At 40.9% G+C, this 20727-nt stretch carries 17 protein-coding genes and 1 tRNA gene; 4 read left to right on the plus strand and 14 right to left on the minus strand.

The features are described 5' to 3' along the window. Nucleotides 1-179: 179 nt before the first annotated feature. The 6 genes from murB to PQO03_RS13105 all read right to left on the minus strand — a co-directional run bounded on the left by murB (nucleotide 180) and on the right by PQO03_RS13105 (nucleotide 6987). Nucleotides 180-3263 carry a UDP-N-acetylmuramate dehydrogenase gene (gene murB / locus PQO03_RS13080; protein ID WP_274153639.1) on the minus strand — a complete coding sequence of 1028 codons (3084 nt, stop codon included), beginning with the start codon at nucleotides 3261-3263 and terminating at the stop codon, nucleotides 180-182. Then, on the minus strand, nucleotides 3264-3530 hold the full coding sequence (locus PQO03_RS13085) for a DUF493 family protein (RefSeq protein WP_274153640.1): 267 nt from the start codon (nucleotides 3528-3530) through the stop codon (nucleotides 3264-3266). A gap of 122 nt (nucleotides 3531-3652) precedes the next feature. Continuing rightward, nucleotides 3653-4345, minus strand: a complete 693-nt coding sequence (locus PQO03_RS13090) for a protein kinase family protein (protein WP_274153641.1) — start codon at nucleotides 4343-4345, stop codon at nucleotides 3653-3655. 145 nt (nucleotides 4346-4490) lie between these two features. After that, nucleotides 4491-5075 (minus strand): PNPOx family protein, encoded by a 585-nt coding sequence (locus PQO03_RS13095; RefSeq protein ID WP_274153642.1) that lies wholly within the window; start codon nucleotides 5073-5075, stop codon nucleotides 4491-4493. Nucleotides 5076-5081: 6 nt separating this feature from the next. Continuing rightward, nucleotides 5082-5675 carry an RdgB/HAM1 family non-canonical purine NTP pyrophosphatase gene (gene rdgB / locus PQO03_RS13100; RefSeq protein ID WP_274153643.1) on the minus strand — a complete coding sequence of 198 codons (594 nt, stop codon included), beginning with the start codon at nucleotides 5673-5675 and terminating at the stop codon, nucleotides 5082-5084. 7 nt (nucleotides 5676-5682) lie between these two features. Continuing rightward, complete coding sequence (locus PQO03_RS13105) at nucleotides 5683-6987, minus strand: PhoH family protein (RefSeq protein ID WP_274153644.1); 1305 nt, start codon at nucleotides 6985-6987, stop codon at nucleotides 5683-5685. Between the two features lie 317 nt (nucleotides 6988-7304). Here PQO03_RS13105 and PQO03_RS13110 point away from each other — a divergent pair, with 317 nt between their 5' ends. Continuing rightward, on the plus strand, nucleotides 7305-9218 hold the full coding sequence (locus PQO03_RS13110; RefSeq protein ID WP_274153645.1) for a serine/threonine protein kinase: 1914 nt from the start codon (nucleotides 7305-7307) through the stop codon (nucleotides 9216-9218). A gap of 27 nt (nucleotides 9219-9245) precedes the next feature. On the opposite strand, the gene PQO03_RS13115 is transcribed toward PQO03_RS13110, so the two are convergent. Beyond that, the gene (locus tag PQO03_RS13115; RefSeq protein ID WP_274153646.1) at nucleotides 9246-10313 is read right to left on the minus strand and encodes a M20/M25/M40 family metallo-hydrolase; all 1068 of its coding nucleotides are present in this window, start codon (nucleotides 10311-10313) and stop codon (nucleotides 9246-9248) included. A 9-nt stretch (nucleotides 10314-10322) separates the two neighbouring features. Continuing rightward, nucleotides 10323-11477: a pyridoxal phosphate-dependent aminotransferase gene (locus PQO03_RS13120; protein ID WP_274153647.1), complete on the minus strand. Its 1155-nt coding sequence runs from the start codon at nucleotides 11475-11477 to the stop codon at nucleotides 10323-10325. A gap of 135 nt (nucleotides 11478-11612) precedes the next feature. Between PQO03_RS13120 and PQO03_RS13125 the strand changes: the two genes are divergently transcribed. Then, nucleotides 11613-11686: transfer RNA gene (locus PQO03_RS13125), tRNA-Cys, on the plus strand. 144 nt (nucleotides 11687-11830) lie between these two features. Here PQO03_RS13125 and PQO03_RS13130 read toward each other — a convergent pair. From PQO03_RS13130 to PQO03_RS13140, 3 genes are all read right to left on the minus strand, one after another. Next, nucleotides 11831-13717: an outer membrane protein assembly factor BamB family protein gene (locus tag PQO03_RS13130; RefSeq protein WP_274153648.1), complete on the minus strand. Its 1887-nt coding sequence runs from the start codon at nucleotides 13715-13717 to the stop codon at nucleotides 11831-11833. A 162-nt stretch (nucleotides 13718-13879) separates the two neighbouring features. Continuing rightward, nucleotides 13880-15175: a hypothetical protein gene (locus PQO03_RS13135; protein ID WP_274153649.1), complete on the minus strand. Its 1296-nt coding sequence runs from the start codon at nucleotides 15173-15175 to the stop codon at nucleotides 13880-13882. A 63-nt stretch (nucleotides 15176-15238) separates the two neighbouring features. Continuing rightward, complete coding sequence (locus tag PQO03_RS13140; protein WP_274153650.1) at nucleotides 15239-16708, minus strand: bifunctional metallophosphatase/5'-nucleotidase; 1470 nt, start codon at nucleotides 16706-16708, stop codon at nucleotides 15239-15241. 56 nt (nucleotides 16709-16764) lie between these two features. Here PQO03_RS13140 and PQO03_RS13145 point away from each other — a divergent pair, with 56 nt between their 5' ends. Both PQO03_RS13145 and PQO03_RS13150 read left to right on the plus strand, forming a co-directional pair. Beyond that, the gene (locus tag PQO03_RS13145) at nucleotides 16765-17784 is read left to right on the plus strand and encodes an FtsZ/tubulin family protein (RefSeq protein WP_274153651.1); all 1020 of its coding nucleotides are present in this window, start codon (nucleotides 16765-16767) and stop codon (nucleotides 17782-17784) included. Beyond that, nucleotides 17781-18653 carry a M28 family metallopeptidase gene (locus PQO03_RS13150; protein WP_274153652.1) on the plus strand — a complete coding sequence of 291 codons (873 nt, stop codon included), beginning with the start codon at nucleotides 17781-17783 and terminating at the stop codon, nucleotides 18651-18653. Before PQO03_RS13145 ends, PQO03_RS13150 begins: the two co-directional genes overlap by 4 nt. Before the next feature lie 25 nt (nucleotides 18654-18678). Here the strand turns inward: PQO03_RS13150 and miaA are convergent, their stop codons facing one another. The 3 genes from miaA to PQO03_RS13165 are packed head-to-tail and all read right to left on the minus strand — an operon-like array spanning nucleotide 18679 to nucleotide 20582. Continuing rightward, nucleotides 18679-19587: a tRNA (adenosine(37)-N6)-dimethylallyltransferase MiaA gene (gene miaA, locus PQO03_RS13155; protein ID WP_274153653.1), complete on the minus strand. Its 909-nt coding sequence runs from the start codon at nucleotides 19585-19587 to the stop codon at nucleotides 18679-18681. Then, nucleotides 19568-20200 (minus strand): signal peptidase II, encoded by a 633-nt coding sequence (gene lspA / locus PQO03_RS13160; RefSeq protein ID WP_337993453.1) that lies wholly within the window; start codon nucleotides 20198-20200, stop codon nucleotides 19568-19570. Before lspA ends, miaA begins: the two co-directional genes overlap by 20 nt. Next, nucleotides 20139-20582, minus strand: a complete 444-nt coding sequence (locus PQO03_RS13165; RefSeq protein WP_274153655.1) for a TraR/DksA family transcriptional regulator — start codon at nucleotides 20580-20582, stop codon at nucleotides 20139-20141. The genes lspA and PQO03_RS13165 overlap by 62 nt, the downstream gene beginning before the upstream one ends. Nucleotides 20583-20727 lie beyond the last annotated feature (145 nt).

Here is a 20727-nt window from a genome sequence, read left to right on the forward strand (position 1 = left end):
TTTTTTAGTTTACCCAGCTAAGCTAGGTAAAGCCGCTTGCTTGCAAGAAACCGAGTTTCAGCCCAAGGTGGAAGTCGATTCCATAGGCTAAAGTAGATTATAGTTATCTACGAGTGCTGAAGCAGGGGTGTCAACTCTTCAGTTGATTAGAGGCATAGAGCTACTTGAAACTAAAATTGTTATAGTGCATTTTTGGCAAGCGAGCAACAGAGTTCTGTGAAGGAAACTCCATCGTACTTTGCGGCTTTAGGCAATAGTGAACTCGAAGTGAAGCCAGGCATGGTATTCGCTTCGAGAATAATGAACTTATCGCTCTCCTGATTCCAAATCATATCAACGCGCATGAGCTGTCTTCCTTTTAGAACTTTGAAAGTTTCTTCAGCACATTGTTTGAGGCGTTCACAGACTTCGCTAGGGATTTGCTTTGGTGGGCAATTGTACTGTGTTTGTCCTTTGCTGTAGGTATATTTAGCATCGTAGTCAAAGAAACCTTCAGGGGGAATTATTTCTACAAGGCTGAGGGCTTTGCCGTCAATGATGCCGACGGTGCATTCTATGCCTTGGAAAAAACTTTCTACTAAGACAGTGTCATCATTCTCAAAGGCCAGTTGAATAGCTTTTTCTAAGTCTTCTTCTTTTTCAACGAGACTCAAGCAGATACTTGATCCCTGGCGATTGGGTTTAACGACGACAGGAAGCTTGATATTACTGGGGATTAACTCTTCTTTGGAACGTAGGACGATGGATTCGCAGACTGGAAGTCCAGCTTTGCGGAGTGCGCAAACGGTAGCGTCTTTATCAATGCATAATTGACTGGAACTAATATCACAACCTACATAGGGAAAGCCTTGTTCTTCGATGAGTTTTTGAACTTGTCCGTCTTCGCCAAATTCGCCATGTAAAACCGGGAAAATCAAATCGCAATCTTTAGCGATTTGGGGTAGGGTAAAGTCATTTAGATCAATTTCTTCTACCTTATGGCCACCATCTCTGAGAGCCTTAGCAACGGCTTCTGCAGATTTTAAAGATATGGGACGTTCACTCGAAGGTCCTCCTTTGAGAACTGTGATTTTTAGAGCTTTCACCGCATTAATTTTTCTTTGATCAGAAAAGACGACTTCTTGCTGGAGTCGAATGCCGCAAGCATTATAGATTCCGCTTTGTACGTACTCCATAAGTCTAGCGTATTCATCCGCGGAACATTTATCTTCGTTGATAAAGAAATTGGCGTGGATATCGGAAACTGCGCAATGTGGAAAACTCAAAGATTTGAAACCGTATTTTTCGATGAGTAAGCCAGCAGCTAGATAGCCGGGATTGCGGAAAGCGCAACCAGGATTGCGCCCACCCGGTTGAGTTTTTTTGCGAAATTCGCGAGTACTTTGAACGATGGCTTTTGAGCGTTGTGGAACCGCTCGTTGAAACTTCATTTTAATACTCGTTACAATAAAATCATCAGCTAATGAACATGACCTATAAGACCATTGAATATCTTCACTTTTGAAGAATATGATTTTAGCGTCCATCGTGAGGCCGGTAACTTCAAGAACAAAACTTGCCGTTTCAAGGCCTTGAGCACCAGCGTTCATACGAACCCCGCCGCCAATAGATCCGGGTACAGCAGCAAGTGCTTCGATGCCGCCTAGATTATGTTCTTGGAGAGTCTTTATAAGGCGAAGCCATTTTACTCCAGCACCAACTTGAGCGTTTAATCCATCAATAGTGATTGCAGCAAAATCACCTAATCGTAGGCGAATGATGATGCCATCAAAAAGTTGATCGCTGCCTACCATATTGGAGCCCGCACCAAGAATGAGAGTTTTGAGTGAGTAGCGCTTAGCAAACTTTATGAGTTCTTGTAGCTCTTCAAGTGATTGTGGTTCATAACAGGCGTGTTGTTTTATACCTGCGCCAAGAGTCGTGATTTCAGACCATTCGGGTTCATGGAGAATTTCAAGATCAGGAAGTCGCTCACTAAGACTATGTGAGATTAACTGATTCTTTAGCCAAGGAATAATGTCTTTAACTGTGGCAGCGCCAATTACGGTAATGATACAGTGTTCGGTAGTGGGGGTTTGCGCTAAAACTTTTTCAGCATTGTATTCCCAATTCTCACATTCGAAGATTTCTGCTTTGGGACTTAGCAGTACTCGTAATTGCTCAAGTGAAGGGGAATCATTTCTTTTTGACCATGCGGAGAAAGGTGGAGCTAGGAAAACTTTGTCAAATTCTTTGAGCTCGGCAGCAAATTCCTTCACATAGCTTTCGAGTCGCTCAAAGCGGTGTACCTGAAAAACAGCTATTTTATAGTAAGGGTCATATTGTTCCTCAAGGGCAGAGTTAAGAGCTTTGAGTTCTTTGGGATGATGAGCATAGTCTTCGAAAAGAGTGAGAAAAGCCGTTTCAAAATGAACTTGTGAACGCCGTTGAACACCACAGAAACTTTCAAGGTGTTTTTTGCACGGATCTTTGTCTAGACCTTCATTGACACAAGCTTCAATAGCCAAGCTAGCGTTGAGGCGCATGAAGTCGCCTTTCTGGGGGAGTTGTAAGCTTCCATCGGTATTTACGAAATTGATACTATCAATACCTGATAGAACCGTACGGCATGAGTTTTCATCTGCGGCAAAAATAGTTTTACTTTGTCGACTAAATTTTCTGAAATTATCATAGAGCTGATTAACCCCGCCGACGCTCCAGGAATGATCGTCATCAGTGTTGACGAGCACGCCAGTACTAGCATGTAGAGCTGCAATAGTGCCATCTGATTCATCAGCTTCAATAATTAAAGGTCCCGTTGGATCAAATTTCGCTGAAGGGAAGTCTATAGAATTAAGTTCTCCACCAATCATCCATGACGCAGCGGTGCCACTTTGCTGGAATAACCAAGCACACATAGATGTTACGGTAGTTTTTCCATGGGAACCACCGATAGCGATGACGCTTTCATAACAATCACAGATCGCCTTTAGTAAGACTTGTCGTGAGACTACTTTTAGGCCGATGTTTTTTGCGTTCTCTAATTCTAGGTTATCGCTTGGGACAGCAGTGCTCATAACGACGAGACTTATGCCGGCATTGATGAGCTCGCCTTCTTGATGGTAAGAAATGGCTATTCCCATGTCTTCTAAGCTACGCGTTTTTAAACTATGGGTGAGGTCTGAGCCGGTAACTTTGACGCCGGCTTGATGTAGTAAGGAAGCCATTGCAGAGAGTCCTGCGCCACCAATACCAATGAAATGAACATGCTTCCAGGGAAACATTTAGAGTACCATTTTTACGCCGTCAACTGCTGATATATCAGCTCCTACCGCACGTAGTGATTCAAGTGTTTGAATGGTGCATGAAAGAATCCATGTTTGGAAGGTGCCATTCTTGGAGAGAGAACCTTTATCAGCGTTCTTGCCGAGAGCGTGTTTTTCTGTTACAGCATCTAGATCATTTTTGATATTATTGGCATCAACTCGACAGATGATACGAAATTGGCAATCTAAGGGGAATTCGAGTTGTTTTCCAGGGTCTTCTTGCATGATTTGATCTTCCTAAGTTATTTCCCATCATTTTAACACCATAATAGTGTTTTATCACGGGTTACAGTAGGATAAGAAAGAGGATTTTATTCAGTAAAAGACTGAGAGTGACTAGATGGAGTCTAATATTTCTTGTTTTTGCTTAGTTGATGTAGCGGATGTGATTTCCATCGGCAGATTAATAAACCAAAAGAAGGGGGCGCGTCATTGCCAAAGTAGTAGTGAAGTATTTTTGTTAATCCGATTTCTTTAAAGATCTCATAATCTTCTTTTCTGCGCAGGATAGCCTTGAAATTTCTAAAGATTTGCACAATAGAAAGAGCTCGTTTATAGAATTGGATGTTGTCAATGTCAATCAAAGCGAATGAGCCATCTGTTTGAACAATAATATTTGCTAGATGTGCCGAGCGAAAGTAAATGCCTTTTTTGTGTAAGAGCTTGAAGAAGTTAAAAAAGTTTTTCAGAAGGGAATCTCTTGAATCTCTGCTAGCTTCTTTGTACGTATCATAAAAAGTTTCTCCCTCTAAATAATTATAGACTAGGCCATATCTTTTTTCGGGAGATTTCAGTTTGAATTTTTTAATGACTTTCGCAGCAGCAATATTACATTTTTCTAGGGTTAGAGCATTATCCTGAAACTGCTTAGCTTTATTTTTCAGTCTTGAGGTACTAATGAGTTTGCGATGGCGAAAAATTTTTATGATATATTTGTTTTCGTATAAAAAAACTTTTTCGAATCCATTAGTTTCTTCAATTAATTTAGATTGTGATCTAAATTGTTGAAAATTCATTTCGCTAATTTCATTGATATTCATTGTTGTACGTTCTTCATTAAATCCAATCTAATTAAATTTATCAAAATTTCCAATAAAAATATTCAAAAATAATAATTTTTCTGAATTAAGTAAAATATTGAACTCTTACTTAGTCTATGAATTATAGATATCTATTTTATGTGATTTAAGGAGCGATCCAGTTAGTGGTAATATTATTTTTATTGCATGTGCCTTGAGCTCGAATATTACCTTCGGTATTGAGGTATAGAATATCGAAATCTAAAATATGAAATTTTAGGACAGTGAAATTCTCTGAAGGCAGTTCACAGGAGCCTTGGGTGCTGAATGAGAAGGGTTTTTCTAGTACGGTCCCTGGGCTGGGGCCTGCAGCGTAGCACAATCGGCTGGACTCACGGATTTGTTTCCAATAAGCGTCACAGATTAAATCCTGATGATGGATTTTCACAGTGCAATGAGCCTGTAGTTGCAGGCCGATTTTTGGATCGTAAAAACATAGGCTAGCAAAAGGTTTTTGCTCAAATAGTTTAATTTTTGAGCTACGTGAATCGGTAAAAATCGTCGCTTCTTTATTTTCAAAGTCACGAAGAACAAGGGTCATATTAGTGGCTTGATTAAGTTCGTTGCTAAGGGCGAGGTTCACTAAGCGCCAGGGATGTTTATAATCTTTGCCTGCACTAGTGAGTTGCGCAAAACAGAACGTACTTAAATCTAATGCTGAGCTTAGGTGGGTTTCGATATTTTCGGGCATGAGCGTTTATTTAAGTTTATCGAAAAGACCGTCAGCAATGGCATTTGCTAAGGCATTTTTACGGTGACTCAAGGAGTTTTTAGTTTCTTCACCAAGTTCAGCAAAGCTCTGCTCATAGCCATCGGGAATAAAAAGAGGGTCGTATCCAAAGCCTTCGTCACCGGTCATATTTTCGGCGATGTGACCTTGGCATTTACCCATGCTGGAGCCGAGGAAATTTCCTTTACCATCTGCTAAAGCAATGACGCAAGCAAAGTGAGCTTTGCGCTTGTCGCAATCTTTTAATTCTCCCAAGAGCTTATGGCAGCGGTCAGTATCATTGAGTCCAGCTCCACCGTAACGAGCACTGAAAACACCAGGGCGACCATCTAGTGAATCAACGCAAAGACCTGAGTCATCAGAGAGGACTGGCATGCCTAAAAAAGTCGAAGACTCGATGGCTTTTTTACTGGCATTGCCGACAAAAGTATCGGCATCCTCTACAACATCGGGTATTCCTCCTACGTCAGCGGCAGATAAAACCTCAATTCCTAGTTGCTTGAGGATTGCTCTTAGTTCGACAAGTTTATGTTTATTATTTGTTGCGGCAATGATTTTCATTATTTTCCTAAAGTAGATTGACGGCGGCTTCAGCTAGTTCGCTTCTTTCGCCTTTTGAAAGTTTGATGTGTGCAGCCAAGGGACTGTCGCGGAAACGACCAGCAACATAAGCTAAACCATTTGAATAGCTATCCATATAGGGATGATCAATTTGTTGGACATCACCAGTCAGGACAATTTTTGAATTTTTTCCCATGCGGGTCACGATAGTCTTGAGCTCAAGAGGAGATAAATTTTGAGCTTCATCGATGACCATGTACTGATTGGGGATACTCCGACCACGTATGTAGGTGAGCGGTTCGATATGTAATTCTTCCATATCCATTAGGTTCGAAGGTAAAATAGGTTTCGAGCTTCTTCTGTCAATAGAGCGGATCAGCTCTACTGCATCAAAAATGGGTTGCATCCATGGACGTAATTTCTCGTCGATATCACCTGGGAGATAGCCAATATCTTTTCCCATTGGCATGATAGGGCGCGAAACAAGGATTTTGTTAAAGGTGAAATCACGTAGTACTTGTCTTAAACCTGCCGCGACAGCCAGGAGGGTTTTTCCTGTGCCGGCAACGCCCTGTAAACTCACGAGTTTAATATTTTCATCAAGCAGAGCTTCGAGGACAAAAGTTTGCTCCATGTTGAGGGGGCGGAGTCCTGAGATATCTTCAGACGAAAACCTTAGAGGGATAATTATATTGGGAGCGTGGCTAGCGACGCGGGCTAGTGCACGGGTCTTTTCTTTTCCTTCAAGTTTGAAGTTAATGAATTCGTTGGAACGCAATTTAATATCACCTTCGTAGTTGAAGCTACCAATAGCATTAAATTCGTCGAGTTCTTCTTGGGAAATGTAGAGTGTGTGCCAGCCTTTATAATCCATAATTTCTTCAAAACGATCTTTTTCATAGCCCTCGGCGCGAAGGTCGAGTGCATTGGCTTTTAAACGTAGGTTAAGATCTTTCGATACAATGATGATTTTTTTTTCTGGCTGATCATCCCGCATGTTTTTACCAATGGTTAATACGCTATCACTAGCAATATTGTCCGCATTTTGGTTTTTTGATGCACGGATAAGAATTTGTAGGGTACCCTTGTTTTCTAGTTGAATGCCTTCAGTGAGAGCTCCTTTTTTACGGAGTGTATCCATTGTGCGGTTGAATTCACGGGCGTTCTTGCCCAGATCATTCATCTCTCGCTTAAACTTATCCACTTTTTCTATAACACTAAGAGGGATGATGACATGCTCTTCAGGGAAAGCGAAAATAGCATTTGAGTCATTGAGGATTACGGTAGTGTCTAGGATATAGATTTTGTTCATTGCGTCTCCTTTGTCAATTTTCCAGTGATTTAAATGTAGTGAGGTAAGGGTACTAAGTGCCTTGATTTAAAATGACCTTTCAAGTTCAGGCTTACAAATGAAATTGACTTGAGAGTGAGATAAAAAACAATTTTTCTGGTGAACAAAGATATAAGTGATAGAAGGATTTTTTTATAAATATCATCTGTGAGTCAGAAAAAGAGGCTTAGCTCGGTATTATAAACACTACACAAGTGAATCTGCGTAATAAATGCGACTTAAGAACTTGTTCTTAGAGGACTTTTGGTATAAGATGAGAAAAAATTTGAGGGTGTATTTTGTTATTTAAATGTGAACAGTGTGACGGCATGGTTGATTCTGCCGGTTGTGATTATGGAGAAGAAATAATTTGCGGCCATTGCGAAAATGCTATAGCAGTGCCAGCCTCCCTTTTTTCAAAGAATGCAATAATCGATGATTTTATCATTGAGAAGTTTTTAGGGAAAGGTGGGATGGGCATGGTTTATCGTGCTCACCAGATTTCATTGGATAGAACGATTGCGCTTAAAATATTAACAATCTCAGAAGACATGGGTCCAGAGGCTGTTGACGATTTTGTGAAAGAAGCCAGGAGTGCTGCTAGTTTAAATCACCCACATATTGTACAAGCGTATGCCGTAGGTAAATATGAAGATATCTACTATTTTGGTATGGAGTACGTTGAAGGACAGACAGTAAAAGAATTGATGGACAAAGAGCCTATCCTCGATGAGGATAGCACACTTGCAATAGGACTAAATATTGCAGAAGCTTTACGGGAAGCTTGGGATCGTAAAAAAATTATTCACCGCGATATAAAACCAGATAATATTATGCTCACTGATGAGGGCGTAGTGAAACTGATGGATTTGGGCCTTTCATGCACACACAATGAAAGTGCCAATGAATCGGACACTATCACAGGCACACCACAATACATATGTCCCGAGCAAATCATGGGGTCTGAAATGGATATCCGTGGAGATCTCTACAGTTTAGGTGCGACTATGTACCACATGATGACTGGGGAGTTCTGTTTTAATGGCAATGGCTACAATGAGATTTTACGAGGTCATTTAGAACGTGATCCTAAGCCTTTGACAGAGTTTGGGCGGAATATTTCAGAGGGCTCTTGGTTGGTTATCAAAAAGCTTCTTGAAAAAGATCCCAATGATCGTTATCAAAATGCTCAGGAATTGATTCAAGCCTTACATGATGCACGAGCAGGGAAAACGGCAGCACCTGTGACCTTAGCCCCTCCTCAAGGTCTAAAAAAGCCTGAAGGTTTAAAGGCTCCTCAAGCGAAAGTAGAAAAAAAAGAAAATACTGAAGCTCAAGAGGAAGTCACTTTTACCCCTAAGAAAAAATCCGCAGCTTCAAAGAAAAAGTTTATTATCATGGGTGCTATCCTCGGTGCGCTTATAATAATTAGAGTAATTGTCAGCGTATCCACTCTATCAGAGGAAGATAAACTAAAACTTCAGCAGCAGGAAATTGCCGAGATTACGGCGAAAAATAAAGAAAAACAATTAGAAAAAAAGAAAGCTGCAGATGCAAGGAAAATTGCAGAGGCTGAAAAAGCGAAAAAAGCAGCACAGGCCAAAAAAGCAGAACGAGCTAAAAAAGCTGCCGAGGCTGCAAAGAAAGCAGAACTTACCAAAAAAGCGGAGCAGCAAGCAAAGGCTCGATCAAAACCAGTTGATTTGATCGCCCCTGGTTTTCTATGGACGTATAACTATACGAGTAGTAAGATTTCTAGCTCTTGGATGAAGACGGACTATAATGATAAATCATGGAAAAAAGGCAGTGCGCCACTTTCCTATGGAACGAATAAGCATAAGGCAAAAACGTCTTTAACTAAATCGAGAAATGGTGTAGGTATTTTATATCTACGAAGAAAATTCATCCTCCAGAAAGTAGATAAGAACTTAGACTACCGTGTCGTACATATGATGGATGATGGTGGAGCTGTATGGATTAATGGAAATAGACTTTTCGTGGTTAATATGGATGCCAAGCAACTAAAACCGGGTGGTTTGGCGAAAAAAGAGAATACCGATACAGAGCATAAGTTTAAAGGCTGGAAAACAATACCTCATAACAAACTGAAAGCAGGAGTTAATGTGGTAGCAGTAGAAGTACATCCTGTCGCTAAAAGTCCCGATTTATTCTTTGACTTAAGGCTTGTTCAGAGACCTAAGAAAAAGAAATAAAAAGAAGTTAGTAGAACTGTAAGAACTTTAAATATTCACCAATAAATTTTTCAGACTCTTGCCATATTTTTCAATTAAAGAAATAAGACAGTATTCATTATCTTTGTGAGCTTGTGATGTGAGGCCCGGGCCAAAGTTAAAGCAGGGGACTCCCATAGCACTTAACTGTGCTACATCAGTCCAAGCTTGTTTAGCTTGGACAGGGAAGTCGAGTAAGTCACAAGCTTTGCTAAAGAGTTTAGTTTCGTGTACAGAACCTGATGGGGCGTTATCTTTAATACGAATTTCTAAGCCATCGACTTTTAAATCATTGACAAAATTTAATACATAATCTTCGGCTTCTTTAGCCGTTCTCACGGGAGCATAACGGAAGTTGACATTCGCTTCCCACTTTCCGGGGATGGAGGTCCGTCCTGGAGTACAGTTTTCTTCAGTAATGGAAAGCACATCGAAAAAGTCACAGCCAAAAACTTCGTGTTTTATGGGTTCGAGTTCAGCCATGGCCGTAATGAAGGGTAGAGCTTTGTAAAATGCATTTTCACCATTCCAAGGGCGTGCCGAATGACAGGCCATGCCAGTACTTACGACACTGGCATGTAAACTGCCACAGCAACCAATTTGAATAGTGTTATCAGTGGGTTCACCTACGATAGCTAAATCGATACTTTTGAAAAAATCTGGATACTCGCCAATGAGGTCATAGAGGCCGTTGTCTTCCATCTTGGTGCCCTCTTCGCGTGAGTAGATGACAATACTTATGCGAGCGCGCTTGAGGATGTCTTCGTGATTATCTGCAGTGATGCGAAAGAAGGCGGCTTCTGCGGCAAGCATGTCCGAGCCCCCTGCGCCGTAAAGTTTATCGCCTTCAGTATATGGTTTGAACCATTGAGGGACCACGTCCGAGTGGCCGACCATAGTGATGTGTGGCAAGTCGATGTTTTCCTTGCCTAGTTCAATAATGAGACAATCTTTGAATTCTCTGATTTCAGGATTTGGGAAATTATCCAAAGCAAACTTCTTGATGAAGGCAGTTAATTCCTGTTCATGGAAAGTGGGAGAAGGGATAGAAAGCATTTCAGTAAGTAATTTAATCATGAGTGAACCTTAAATGTTGAGTGAATTAATGCGATGAGCAATTTCTTCGCATTGATCGAGAGTAGAACAATAGACCATGCGAATGAATCCTTCGCCATCTTGCCCAAAAGCCGTTCCTGGAGTGAGAACTAAATGTTGCTCGATGAATATTTGCATGAGTTCTTCTGAAGTGTTGAACTTAGGGTGGGAAAACCAAAGATAAAAACTGGCATCTCCACCAAAGATATCGAAACCTTTTGCGTTTAATGCCTCGCGAATAATTTTCTGTTTAACTTTGTATTCTTCAGAAAATACTTTGGGGTGTTGATCATCTTCCCAGGCAGCAATGGCGGCATCTTGAATGAAGTCTGGGGTGCCCACCCCGAGCGCGGGTCGCATAAGTAAAATCTTTTTCATGAGTTCAGTATTGGGACTAAGCAGGGCCCCAGAGCGAAAGCCAGTCATGTGCGAGCGCTTAGATAAAGAACGAATACAGAGCCAATGCTGACTTTCTGGAAAGTCGAGAATGGAAGTGGGAAGTTCACCATAGAAGATATCGTTGTAGCATTCATCTGCACAAACTAAGAAATCGTGCTTTTCGGCGAGAGCTAAGAGTTTTGCTAAGTAAGCTTTAGAAGCAATCGCACTGGTGGGATTATGAGGGGAGTTGATCCAGAACATTTGGCATTTATGCCAATCTTCTTCGGCAATAGTGTCGAGGTCTGGGAGGAAATTTGTTTCGCGTGAAACCGGTAATTCGCGATAGGGTATATCAAAGAGCCCTGCACTCGAGGCATAAACGGGATAAGAAAGTGACGGAGCCCATATTTCTTGGCCTTCCGACCAATCGAATAAAAGTGCTAAGTGAAAGACCGCCTCTTTTGAACCATTAGTAGAACAGATTTGTGTATTGCTGTCGAGAACGATATCATGATTTCTTTTTGCCCAATCCGCAATACTCTGGCGGAGGCTAACTTTTCCTTTGAATGATGGGTACTGAGAAATACGACGGTTTTTTAAGCTTTCTTCTAAAGCGAGGTAAGCTTCGGGGTACGTTCTTTCTACGGGATCACCAATCGTTAAATTAATCACTTGGTGTCCTTCGTCGCGAAGTTTATTGGCCAAGTTATGATACTTGCTCAAAGAGTATTCGTTTTTGCTACTGAGGTAAGAGTTATATTTCATAAATTGACTATGCCTGTAAAAACTAAAATTGATTACTTCAAACTTAGAGCGAACTGTGTTTTTTCAAGAAAATTATGACTTTTTCTTTAATCTTACTGGATAAGAAAAAGAGTCGGAGTATTATCCATCCCATAAGGCGCGATAGCCAAGCGGTTAGGCAGTGGTCTGCAACACCATCTAGATCGGTTCGACTCCGATTCGCGCCTCCACTTTTAAAGCCTCAGAACTTACGTTCTGAGGCTTTTTTCGGTTTCATTCAATAGCTTGTGACGGTTGATTGGATCCGCAAAAAAATGCGAGGCCTTAGCCTCGCATTAATGATTTGTACTGTTAAAGCGTAGACTTATTGAAATTTATTCAACGCAGACAACAGCTTTAAGATCACGGTGATAGATTTTACCATTAGCGTAGGTGAGTGAACCTACAGTCCAAGTTTTACCGCGTTCACCTAGGTCATTTACCGCAATAAGTGCTTTCTCGTTAAAAATAGCTGCATTGGCATCTAAGACATAAGTCAGGCCAAGTGCACTCGTGAAATAAACTTTGCCATTCACTGCAGTGGGAGAGCCGAGGAAACATTTTTGGAAGCCATCACCGCGGGTTCTTGAATCACCGGCATGGCGTTGACCTTTTGAGTTTAGGCCATCATTAGTTTCTTTTGTTTGGTAAAGCCATTGATCTTCTTTATCTTTTCCACGAATAAGTTCAGTGGGTAGTTCAAGAGTTTCTGTCTTACCAGATTTTGTGTTGTGACGTACGACAAAGGGAGAGTAGCGCATGAGGTAAAAGAGGTGGTCATCGACGATGATGTTACAATGGCGGGATTGATCTTGTCTTCTGATCTCAAACTGGGGTTCAGTTTTATATTGCTTACTTTCTTTGTCGTAAAGGTAGCGGTCCATTGTATTGAGCGGGAGCTCATTGATTTGTTTACCATTCGTGGAATCTACGGATATATGTGAAAGTTGTGCGCTGCCGTTAAACCAGTAAGCTTTCTCTTTGTCCCAATGTTGCGTCGAGAGTGCACCATTGCCAGAAGTTTTATTGTCGTCCTTGGGTTCCCAGCGCCAGAGTATTTCTCCTGCCTTGTCTTTTTGTAGATTGATCATACTCAGTCCAACAGGGCGCTCTGGGACTCCATGAGGTCCGCCACGTCCAATGAGGACGGATGGCGTGCCATCGGCCATTTGGCCTAAGACAGGGGCGTTATAGTGAGTGATCGCATCTTTACATACCCATTGGGTTTTGCCAGTGTTTTTGTCAATGGCACGAAGGTAGTTCCATCCTTGGTCGCGACTTGTATCATCTTTGTCTGGTGGTTCGACATTAAGTAGAGAATCTCCTGAGAGGATAGAGTCAAACTGTTTATTAAAGGGGCGGCCACCTGTAGGCATCCAAGTACGTGACCAAATTTCCTTACCTTCAAAATCAAAGCAGGCCATTCCTCCACTGGAGTTGTTTGCCCACACATACGTGCCATCAGTCGCCGGGCAAGGAGTGGTAGAATCACTAAAGCCATAGTGATAGCCGCTAGACATGAGGCCCTTGATTGTTTTTTTCCAGAGAATTTCACCCTTATTGCTATCGAGGCAGACGAGAACAATGTCAGCGCTGGCGCCAGTAGTTTTAAATAAGCGCAAGTATTTTGAAAGTTCCGCATCTAAAGATTTGAGTTTCTTATCTGAATTATGGATGAAAACACGTAAGTTATGTTCAGCTTTTTTTAAGTGTTTCCCTTCGTCAGTTGAAGATAGTAGGCGTTTACGGCTACGTTCAATTTGGTTTGCGGGCATTTTTTTACTGCGTTTTGTAAAAAAATCGTTCCATGTTTTTAGGGAATTATTCAAAGCCTTGGACATTTCGATATAAGTAGAGTCATCTTTAAGTGTATTGACTACGTTGGATTTATAAGTGTCGTATGCTTTTTGGGCTAGTCCTAGTTGAGTTTTTATTTGAGCAAAAGCGGGGGTGTCTAATTCTGGGTTGATGGTTAAAAAAAGTTTATCGCCCCATACCGCAATGCCACTTTGCCCGCCTTCAGGAAGTTCCGTACGCCATTTTATGTTTTTACCTGTGCGCACAGACCATTCAGTGGGCACATCTTGGTCTGTAGTCACTTGCCAATTTCCTTGAGGGCCGCCAGACATGGGCCAGCTTTGTTCGAATTTATCATTTGCGCTTAAAAATAGCATCGATAAAGTACTAAATAATGTTAACTTTTTGATGAAGTGTTTGCCCATGTTCAGCCTGCCTTTGATTAGATTAAGGTTTGTTCTTATCTAACAGTACCTATCAGAAAGCTACAAGTTTACACTTTAAGTAGATGAAAACAGATTTTTATCTACTTTGTATAATATTCGACTATTGAAGAGCTGAACTCTGTACTTGGAAGGCATGGGGGGTTATGAAGCAGGGTATCCATCTAATGTTTCTAATAGGAGCTGATGAATCCTGGATCGACTTTTACGTAAGTGAATGAAGTTAATGGGGATATCCTCGGCAGTCAATATTTGTTCGAGTTGCTTGAGGACTATTTTTTTGAGGTCAGGTTGTAAGCCTTTAAAAGCTTGTGAATAGATGAGCCAAGAACAAGGGAGCTCTGATATGCGTTCTTTGAAGCTCAGTTTATACAAGCTATCGCCATTTTTTCCAGATATTTTATCCTTTGCAAATTCTTCCTTAAAGTTGGCATTGCCTTCAATGGCTCGCAGGGGGATTTCATCAGTAAATAACATGTATTCCAAGATTTGATCACTCGCATTATGGAGGATTTTCTCAGTGAGTGGACGACGGCCACTTTCTCCAAGCGCACGATTGATCGACTTTTCTGCTTCAATCATTTTGATGGCTTGGAAATTCCGCTGGGTGAAAATATTATGCATTTGAACTTGATGCTCAAGGACCATGAGGGCTTCTATATCACTACTCTGCGCCAAATATTTATCCGGATTGAAAAATTTATTGAGGTCATGAGTTGTTAGGGCTTTATGTGGTTGAGCAATTCGTTTAGAATCTTTTGTATAAATGGTGTTGCCGCGATGTATTTCGGTTTTTTTACCCGTGACATACCATCCTCCCCAGCGCGAGCCGATGTCAGAACTGTGGTCAATTGTATCAGAACCTAATCGACTGATCGGCTCACCACTTTCGTCGGGAAAGACTGAGCGAATAAAAAAACCTGGCTCATTTAAAGTTCTACTTGATACATGGCAGGAGAGGCAAGAGTCGTCGCGTTTAAATTGTATGGTCTCATTTTGTTTTTGTTCTAGAGTATAGAACACCGCTCCTAATTCTGGATCTGAAATCGCAATCTCTAAAAGTTTAGTGCCAGGTACCCAGCCCACGTAGATTTCATCATTAAAGTAGAGTGCCCGCGGATTGCTCGGATAAATTTGTTTACGATGAAAGCTCGTTTTAGAGAAAATGAGAGTTTGTGAATTAATAGGTATATCTAATTCTTTAAGTAGGGCATCTAAAAAGCCTCGTCGTGAGTGGAAATCAAGCTTAACTTTTTTTTCTAGAAGCGCTTTGTTAAGTGTTTCAATATCATTGTTCGCCTGACGGTTTTCATAATTAATGAGTGCCGTTTCATAGAGGTCGTTGGCCCTTGAAGAATTTGGGCTCACAAGTGAAAAAGCTAAAAGAGTGAAGCTAAAAAGCTTGATTGCGGAGAATGGAGATGAGATGATAAGTTTCATATAATTCACTATACTTGATTATTATAGTCAACTTTAACTTCGCTAGTACATAAATCAAGTGATTTATTTAAGTATCAGTGTTTTTTCAAAGGTAGGTAGCTTCATTTTTAGTTGATTTCGTACAGCATCTCGAGTTTTGATAGGCAGCTCAGTAAGTTTAGCAGATGCTTGAGAAATAATAGTTTTTAGAACGGGGAAACGATTCCCTCCACTTGCCGCGACTCGACTATTAATACATAGACTTAGTTTGTCTTTATGTAGATCTTTAGTTTTTAGAATGATGGTATCGTTCTTCTGGTCATAAGTGAAGTTGATGGGTGCGTTAAAGCTGTATGATTTATAGTAGGACATTTGTTCCTGCATGATTTGTAGTAATTCAGAAGGGCTGACTTTTACGGTAAATAAATCATTTTCATATGGAATGATATCAAAGAGTTCACGCTCGCCTATGGGTCCTTGCTTGAGGCTTTTGCTACTTAAACGTCCGTGTATGGCAATATCTGCATCACTAGCATTAATGACGGCATGGCCAATGAGATGAGTGATTTCACAATTAAGGCCAATTTTCGCAGCCCGCAGGTCTTTCGAAAGGGTAGTTATAGGTTTAGCCAAATGTTGTTTGAGATCTTGATGAATATTCTTCATCAGTTCTTGTGCTTTTGCGTCAATGGGAGTGTTATGATCAATTTTTATGAGTTCTGAACTGATTTTTAAGGGATTCTTTTTTGAGAAATTCACAATGATCTTGGCTAGGTGTTCAGTGTGAGCCCCCGCTTGAGTATAAAAAACGCCACTCCTGCTGAGGTAAGCAGCGTGTTCTCGGTGGGTGTGACCTCCGAGGATTAAATTAATTTCGGGGTACAATTTAGCGATGTCAAGAACTTCATTAACTTTGCGATCATCGCGAAAAGCGATCCCCTGATGAAGAGCTAAAATGATTAAGTCGGCCTTTTCTTTGATGATATTTGGCATGATCTGAGCGAGGGCTTCTTTTGCACTCCAAACGCGGCAGTTTGAGAATTGTGATCCAGTTGACCAGTATTCTAAAAAAGAAGCTTGCATGCCAATGACAATGATTTTTTTATTGGCGCGCTTATACGTTAGGTATGGTTTGAAGTGAAAGGCCTTTTTGGGGATGAACTCAAAATTTGCACTGAGTACGGGGATAGTGCTTTGCTTGCAGAGTTCAAGAAATCGAGCTGAGCCAAAATCGAGTTCATGGTTGCCAGGAATCCAGGCATCGTAGTCTTGGTAATTGAGCATCTTTATAGCAGCGGCGCCTCGAGTTAATGAAGCGGATAAACTGCCTTGGATAGTGTCGCCACAATCAATTAATAAAGTATTGCTCCTTCCCTGTTGAGTTCTTAGTTCATTGATTTTTGAAGACATCCTAAGCCAGTTTGCCTTATGATTAGAATCTTCGGCAAAAACATTACTATGGATATCAGTACTTTGTAAGATGAGCAAGCTTTGTTCAGCATGGCAAAAAAGACTGAGGAAAATCATTATGAAAGCACTATGTATGTATGGCATAAGCTCGTTTTCCCCTTAATTTAGTAGAATCTACAATCGCAAGGATAGAAAACCAAATGACGGGCAATAAGATGAATGAAATGATGATCATTGGTTTAGGGGAACGGGCCGGTGATTTAATTAGTGACCTACCAAAGATGAATAATTTTGCAAAGCTTATTGCTCTTCGTGAACAGAAACGTTATTCGCGCGAGAGTCAGATTAAGACAATTAATTTAAAAGAGCGTATGCCGTGGCGCGAACTATGGATCCCAGAAGGTGGCATTGTCGTCCTCTCGGATTTAGACAATTTGGAACGAGGCGAAGATTTACTGAAGTTAAGTAAAAAATTGAATCATAAGAAAGTGATTTATCTACTCATTCGTCCTCACCGTTTAGAGGGGGACCTGAAGCTAAATCGAGCGAACAAAATCATTGAAAAGCTCGTAGAAAATAAATCGGCGGTACTCTGTCTGGATGATGAAGTCTTAATTTCAGATATGAGTTCTAGTCTCGATGAAGCGTTTACAAAGATGAAATCATTGATTGCTCAGAGTGTCGGCTTTTTTGTTGATATGTTGCGAGAAATGGGACCGGTAAAAATCAATTTAAATGATTTGCGTTATTTACTAAAAGATGATTATGGCGTTGTTAACTTTGCTCATGGTAAGGGCCGTAGGATCAATGATTCGGTAGAGGATTTATGGAGTTCAAAGCTCTTGGGGAAATCAAGAGACTTAGCAGATGTTGGCTTGCTCTATATGAGAATGGGTTCTGCTCATGGTGATCTAAACGTATTGCATGATTTGGGCACTACAGTGGAATTAGCATGTCCTGAAAATTGTCAGTTTTTACGAGCTTATGGCGAAGGATTCAGTGAACCTGAAGATATTGAATTGTGGGTGGCTTTGATACGGATAAATAAACTTGAGGCAACAAGGCCAAAGCCATCGAGAGCGCCTCGTGAGACCATGAAAAAATTGAGCTATGATGAAGATTTAATGCACATGTTTCTGAGGCATGAAAATACCGCAGGTCTGATGACGAAGCTCAAAGTCCCTACTTATAAGCGTCTAGGGATAAAGGTAGAGAAGTGAAAATATTTTTATTAGTATCAGTCATATTTTTCTGTAGTTGTGAAGCAGAAATAAAATCACGAATTAATGGGGAGCGCTGTATTGCCTTGGTCCAAAAACAAATTGATTTTGGACCACGTCTATTGAATTCACCTGCAGCCAAGCAGACGGCTGAATGGATTGCCGCAGAAGCGAAAAAACACGGTTGGAGTGTCGTTATAGACGAATGGACTGAAAAGCACCGAGGTAAAGTGAATACCTATCGCAATGTAATATGTACCTTAGCAGGAGAGAGTGATGATTTTATTCTCTTGGGTTCACACTATGACACAAAAACAATTTCAGGGAAGCCTAATTTTGTAAGTGCAAATGATGGTGGTTCAAGTACGGCTCTGTTATTGGAATTGATGTCACATATTCCTAAAAATAAAATAGCCGTTCGAGCCGTTTTTTTTGATGGAGAAGAATGTGAAGTTAATTATTCGAATAATGATGGTTTACATGGAAGCCGGCGCTACGCCACTCAGCTAGTTTTAGCTAATACGGTAAAACAGTGTAAAGCGATGATTCTTCTCGATATGATAGGAGATAAAGATTTACACATTGCGATTCCCGCAAATGGTGACAAACCCTTGAAAGATTTACTTATGAAAGTGGCCAAGAAAAATGATTGGGGGCAGTATTTTTCTAAGGGAACTAATTCGGTTTTGGATGATCACGTACCGTTCGTAGAATTGGGCGTGCCTGCGATTGATCTAATCGACTTTAGTTATGGTCCAGGGAACTCTTATTGGCATACAGAAAAAGATACGATTGATAAATTATCGCCTAAGAGTTTTCAAATTGTGGGTGAGCTAACTTTACAAGTGCTGGAAAAATTACGTCCATAAGCTTGTCGTATCTTTTAATTCTCGATTAAAATTCGTCGAGGATGGTCTTAAAAACTAGCTCTCTTTCTTCAGAGTTTTGGTAAGTAAAGACTTCGGCACCAGGATGTTGGTTGCGAAACCAAGTGCGCTGGCGTTTGGCGTATTGACAGGTTTTAATGATGAGTCGTTCTTGAAGTTCATTTCTGTCTAAAGCACCTAGAAGAAACTGTTGAATCTCTTTGTAGCCGAGTGCTTGGCAAGCCGTTGGGCTTTCTAGTAGTCCTTGTTGGATGAGTTCTTGAGCCTCTTCTATCCATCCTTCACTTAACATTTTAATGCAGCGTTTAGCAATGAGTTCACGGCTTAATTCAGCTGCAGGCATGAGGATGATCTGGCGACAATCAAAGCGAGGCTCTTGTGCAAAGCTTCTTTCCGGTAAAGGGCCATTTAATAGTTTCGCAGCTTCATAGGCGCGCAACATACGGCGATCGTTATCTTTGAGTTTTTCAGCACTCAGCGGATCAATTTTTGCGAGTTCAGCAAAAATGTGGGTAGATCCTTCTTGTTCATAGCGCTCACGAATTTCCTGTGCCAAAGTTTTATCGCTGGGCAGGGTGTCGGCGCCATAGAGAAACATTTTTGCATAGAGTCCGGTGCCGCCTGCCATGATCAGTGCTTGTTCATTTTTTTGATGCTCAAGTCTGATTTCCTCGGCTTGTTCGTAAAAGGCGGCAGCAGTCCATGATTGATTAATATCTAACTCATCAACCATGTGATGCTTAATTTGTTTTAATTCGTCGATGCTTGGTTTAGCACTGCCAATGTCAAGTTTGCGGTAATTCTGCATTGAATCACAAGAAATGATGGGGCACTGGAGTTTTTTTGCTAAAGCAAAGGCCAAGGAGCTCTTGCCACTAGCAGTAGGACCAAGGATACTAATCAGCTTTTTGTTCATCGGTCTTAGTTTTGGGGGCTCTTAGAGAGGCAATGATATAAATGAAAACGGATACACAGATTGCGCTATCCGCAATATTAAAAGCAGGAAAGCGATACCAACCTTCTTTTATTACATAGGGTATAAAGACTTCAATCATATCGACTACGCCTGCAGGACGAAAGGCGCGATCAATACCATTTCCCATAATTCCGCCGAGCATCATTGAGATGGCTAGGAAGTTTATTTTGCGCTTTTCGCAAAGTTTAGGGAATTCAAAAAGGATGACAAAGAAAGCGACAAAAGAGACAATGGCGAGGATATTGGTATGTGAACTACCTATGCCCCATGCAGCACCTTTGTTTCTGTAGTGAACGAGATTGAAAAAACCAGGGATGATTTCCTTGATCAAGCGAGGAGAGTAGGGCGTCGCTTGTATGGTCATCACTTTAGTGATTTGATCTAGAGCAATCAAAGTAACACATAAAAGAGAAGGCCAACCTATAAAGTCGACCTTCAAATCTTTGAATCGATCAAAGAATATTTTTTTAAGCTTATTCAGTGTAGTATCTCTACTCAGTGAAATCCGTGCCAATTGTATTATTGGTAAAGTGAGCGACACCTTGAGATTCACGAGTACTCTTGCAGCCTACGCAAAGCTTAGCGTAAGGAAGGGCATCGAGACGTGCTTCAGCAATATCTTCACGGCAGTCAACGCAACGACCATATTTGCCTTGATCTAATCTTTCGATAGCTTGCTGAACAAGTTGGACTTTAATGCCTTCGTCACTCATAACATTGAGGTTGATTTCGCGCATGAAGTTATCTGAACCAACATCGCCACCGTCTTCGCCGGCATTTCTATCTACTTGGAGGTTGACGCCATTAAGCATTGAGACTTGATCAACGAGTTGAGCGCGGAGGTCAATAAGTTGCTCATAACGTTGTTTCTTGTTCCCACGGTATCTTGGCAGATCTAATTGAATATCAACTTGAGTAGGTTTGCGTGTAGACATATGTGTATTTCCCAGTGTGCGAATCGTTTAGTGTTTTTAGATTTTGAAATAAAATGCAAAAGCTTAGCAATTCAAGACATAACAATTGAAATATCGGTCCTTAGCTTTAGATTCAGCAAAAATTAACAATATTTTAAGGTAAAAA

This window comes from Lentisphaera profundi (genome assembly GCF_028728065.1).
Lineage (GTDB): Bacteria > Verrucomicrobiota > Lentisphaeria > Lentisphaerales > Lentisphaeraceae > Lentisphaera > Lentisphaera profundi.

What these genes read in the sequence shown, in the direction of transcription:
- PQO03_RS13145 (WP_274153651.1), top strand. Translation starts at nt 16,765, where the DNA reads ATGACGGGCAATAAGATGAATGAAATGATGATCATTGGTTTAGGGGAA.
- PQO03_RS13165 (WP_274153655.1), bottom strand. Translation starts at nt 20,582, where the DNA reads ATGTCTACACGCAAACCTACTCAAGTTGATATTCAATTAGATCTGCCA.
- PQO03_RS13135 (WP_274153649.1), bottom strand. Translation starts at nt 15,175, where the DNA reads ATGAAACTTATCATCTCATCTCCATTCTCCGCAATCAAGCTTTTTAGC.
- miaA (WP_274153653.1), bottom strand. Translation starts at nt 19,587, where the DNA reads ATGAACAAAAAGCTGATTAGTATCCTTGGTCCTACTGCTAGTGGCAAG.
- PQO03_RS13095 (WP_274153642.1), bottom strand. Translation starts at nt 5,075, where the DNA reads ATGCCCGAAAATATCGAAACCCACCTAAGCTCAGCATTAGATTTAAGT.
- PQO03_RS13130 (WP_274153648.1), bottom strand. Translation starts at nt 13,717, where the DNA reads ATGGGCAAACACTTCATCAAAAAGTTAACATTATTTAGTACTTTATCG.
- PQO03_RS13120 (WP_274153647.1), bottom strand. Translation starts at nt 11,477, where the DNA reads ATGAAATATAACTCTTACCTCAGTAGCAAAAACGAATACTCTTTGAGC.
- rdgB (WP_274153643.1), bottom strand. Translation starts at nt 5,675, where the DNA reads ATGAAAATCATTGCCGCAACAAATAATAAACATAAACTTGTCGAACTA.
- murB (WP_274153639.1), bottom strand. Translation starts at nt 3,263, where the DNA reads ATGTTTCCCTGGAAGCATGTTCATTTCATTGGTATTGGTGGCGCAGGA.
- PQO03_RS13105 (WP_274153644.1), bottom strand. Translation starts at nt 6,987, where the DNA reads ATGAACAAAATCTATATCCTAGACACTACCGTAATCCTCAATGACTCA.
- PQO03_RS13085 (WP_274153640.1), bottom strand. Translation starts at nt 3,530, where the DNA reads ATGCAAGAAGACCCTGGAAAACAACTCGAATTCCCCTTAGATTGCCAA.
- PQO03_RS13115 (WP_274153646.1), bottom strand. Translation starts at nt 10,313, where the DNA reads ATGATTAAATTACTTACTGAAATGCTTTCTATCCCTTCTCCCACTTTC.
- PQO03_RS13090 (WP_274153641.1), bottom strand. Translation starts at nt 4,345, where the DNA reads ATGAATATCAATGAAATTAGCGAAATGAATTTTCAACAATTTAGATCA.
- PQO03_RS13140 (WP_274153650.1), bottom strand. Translation starts at nt 16,708, where the DNA reads ATGCCATACATACATAGTGCTTTCATAATGATTTTCCTCAGTCTTTTT.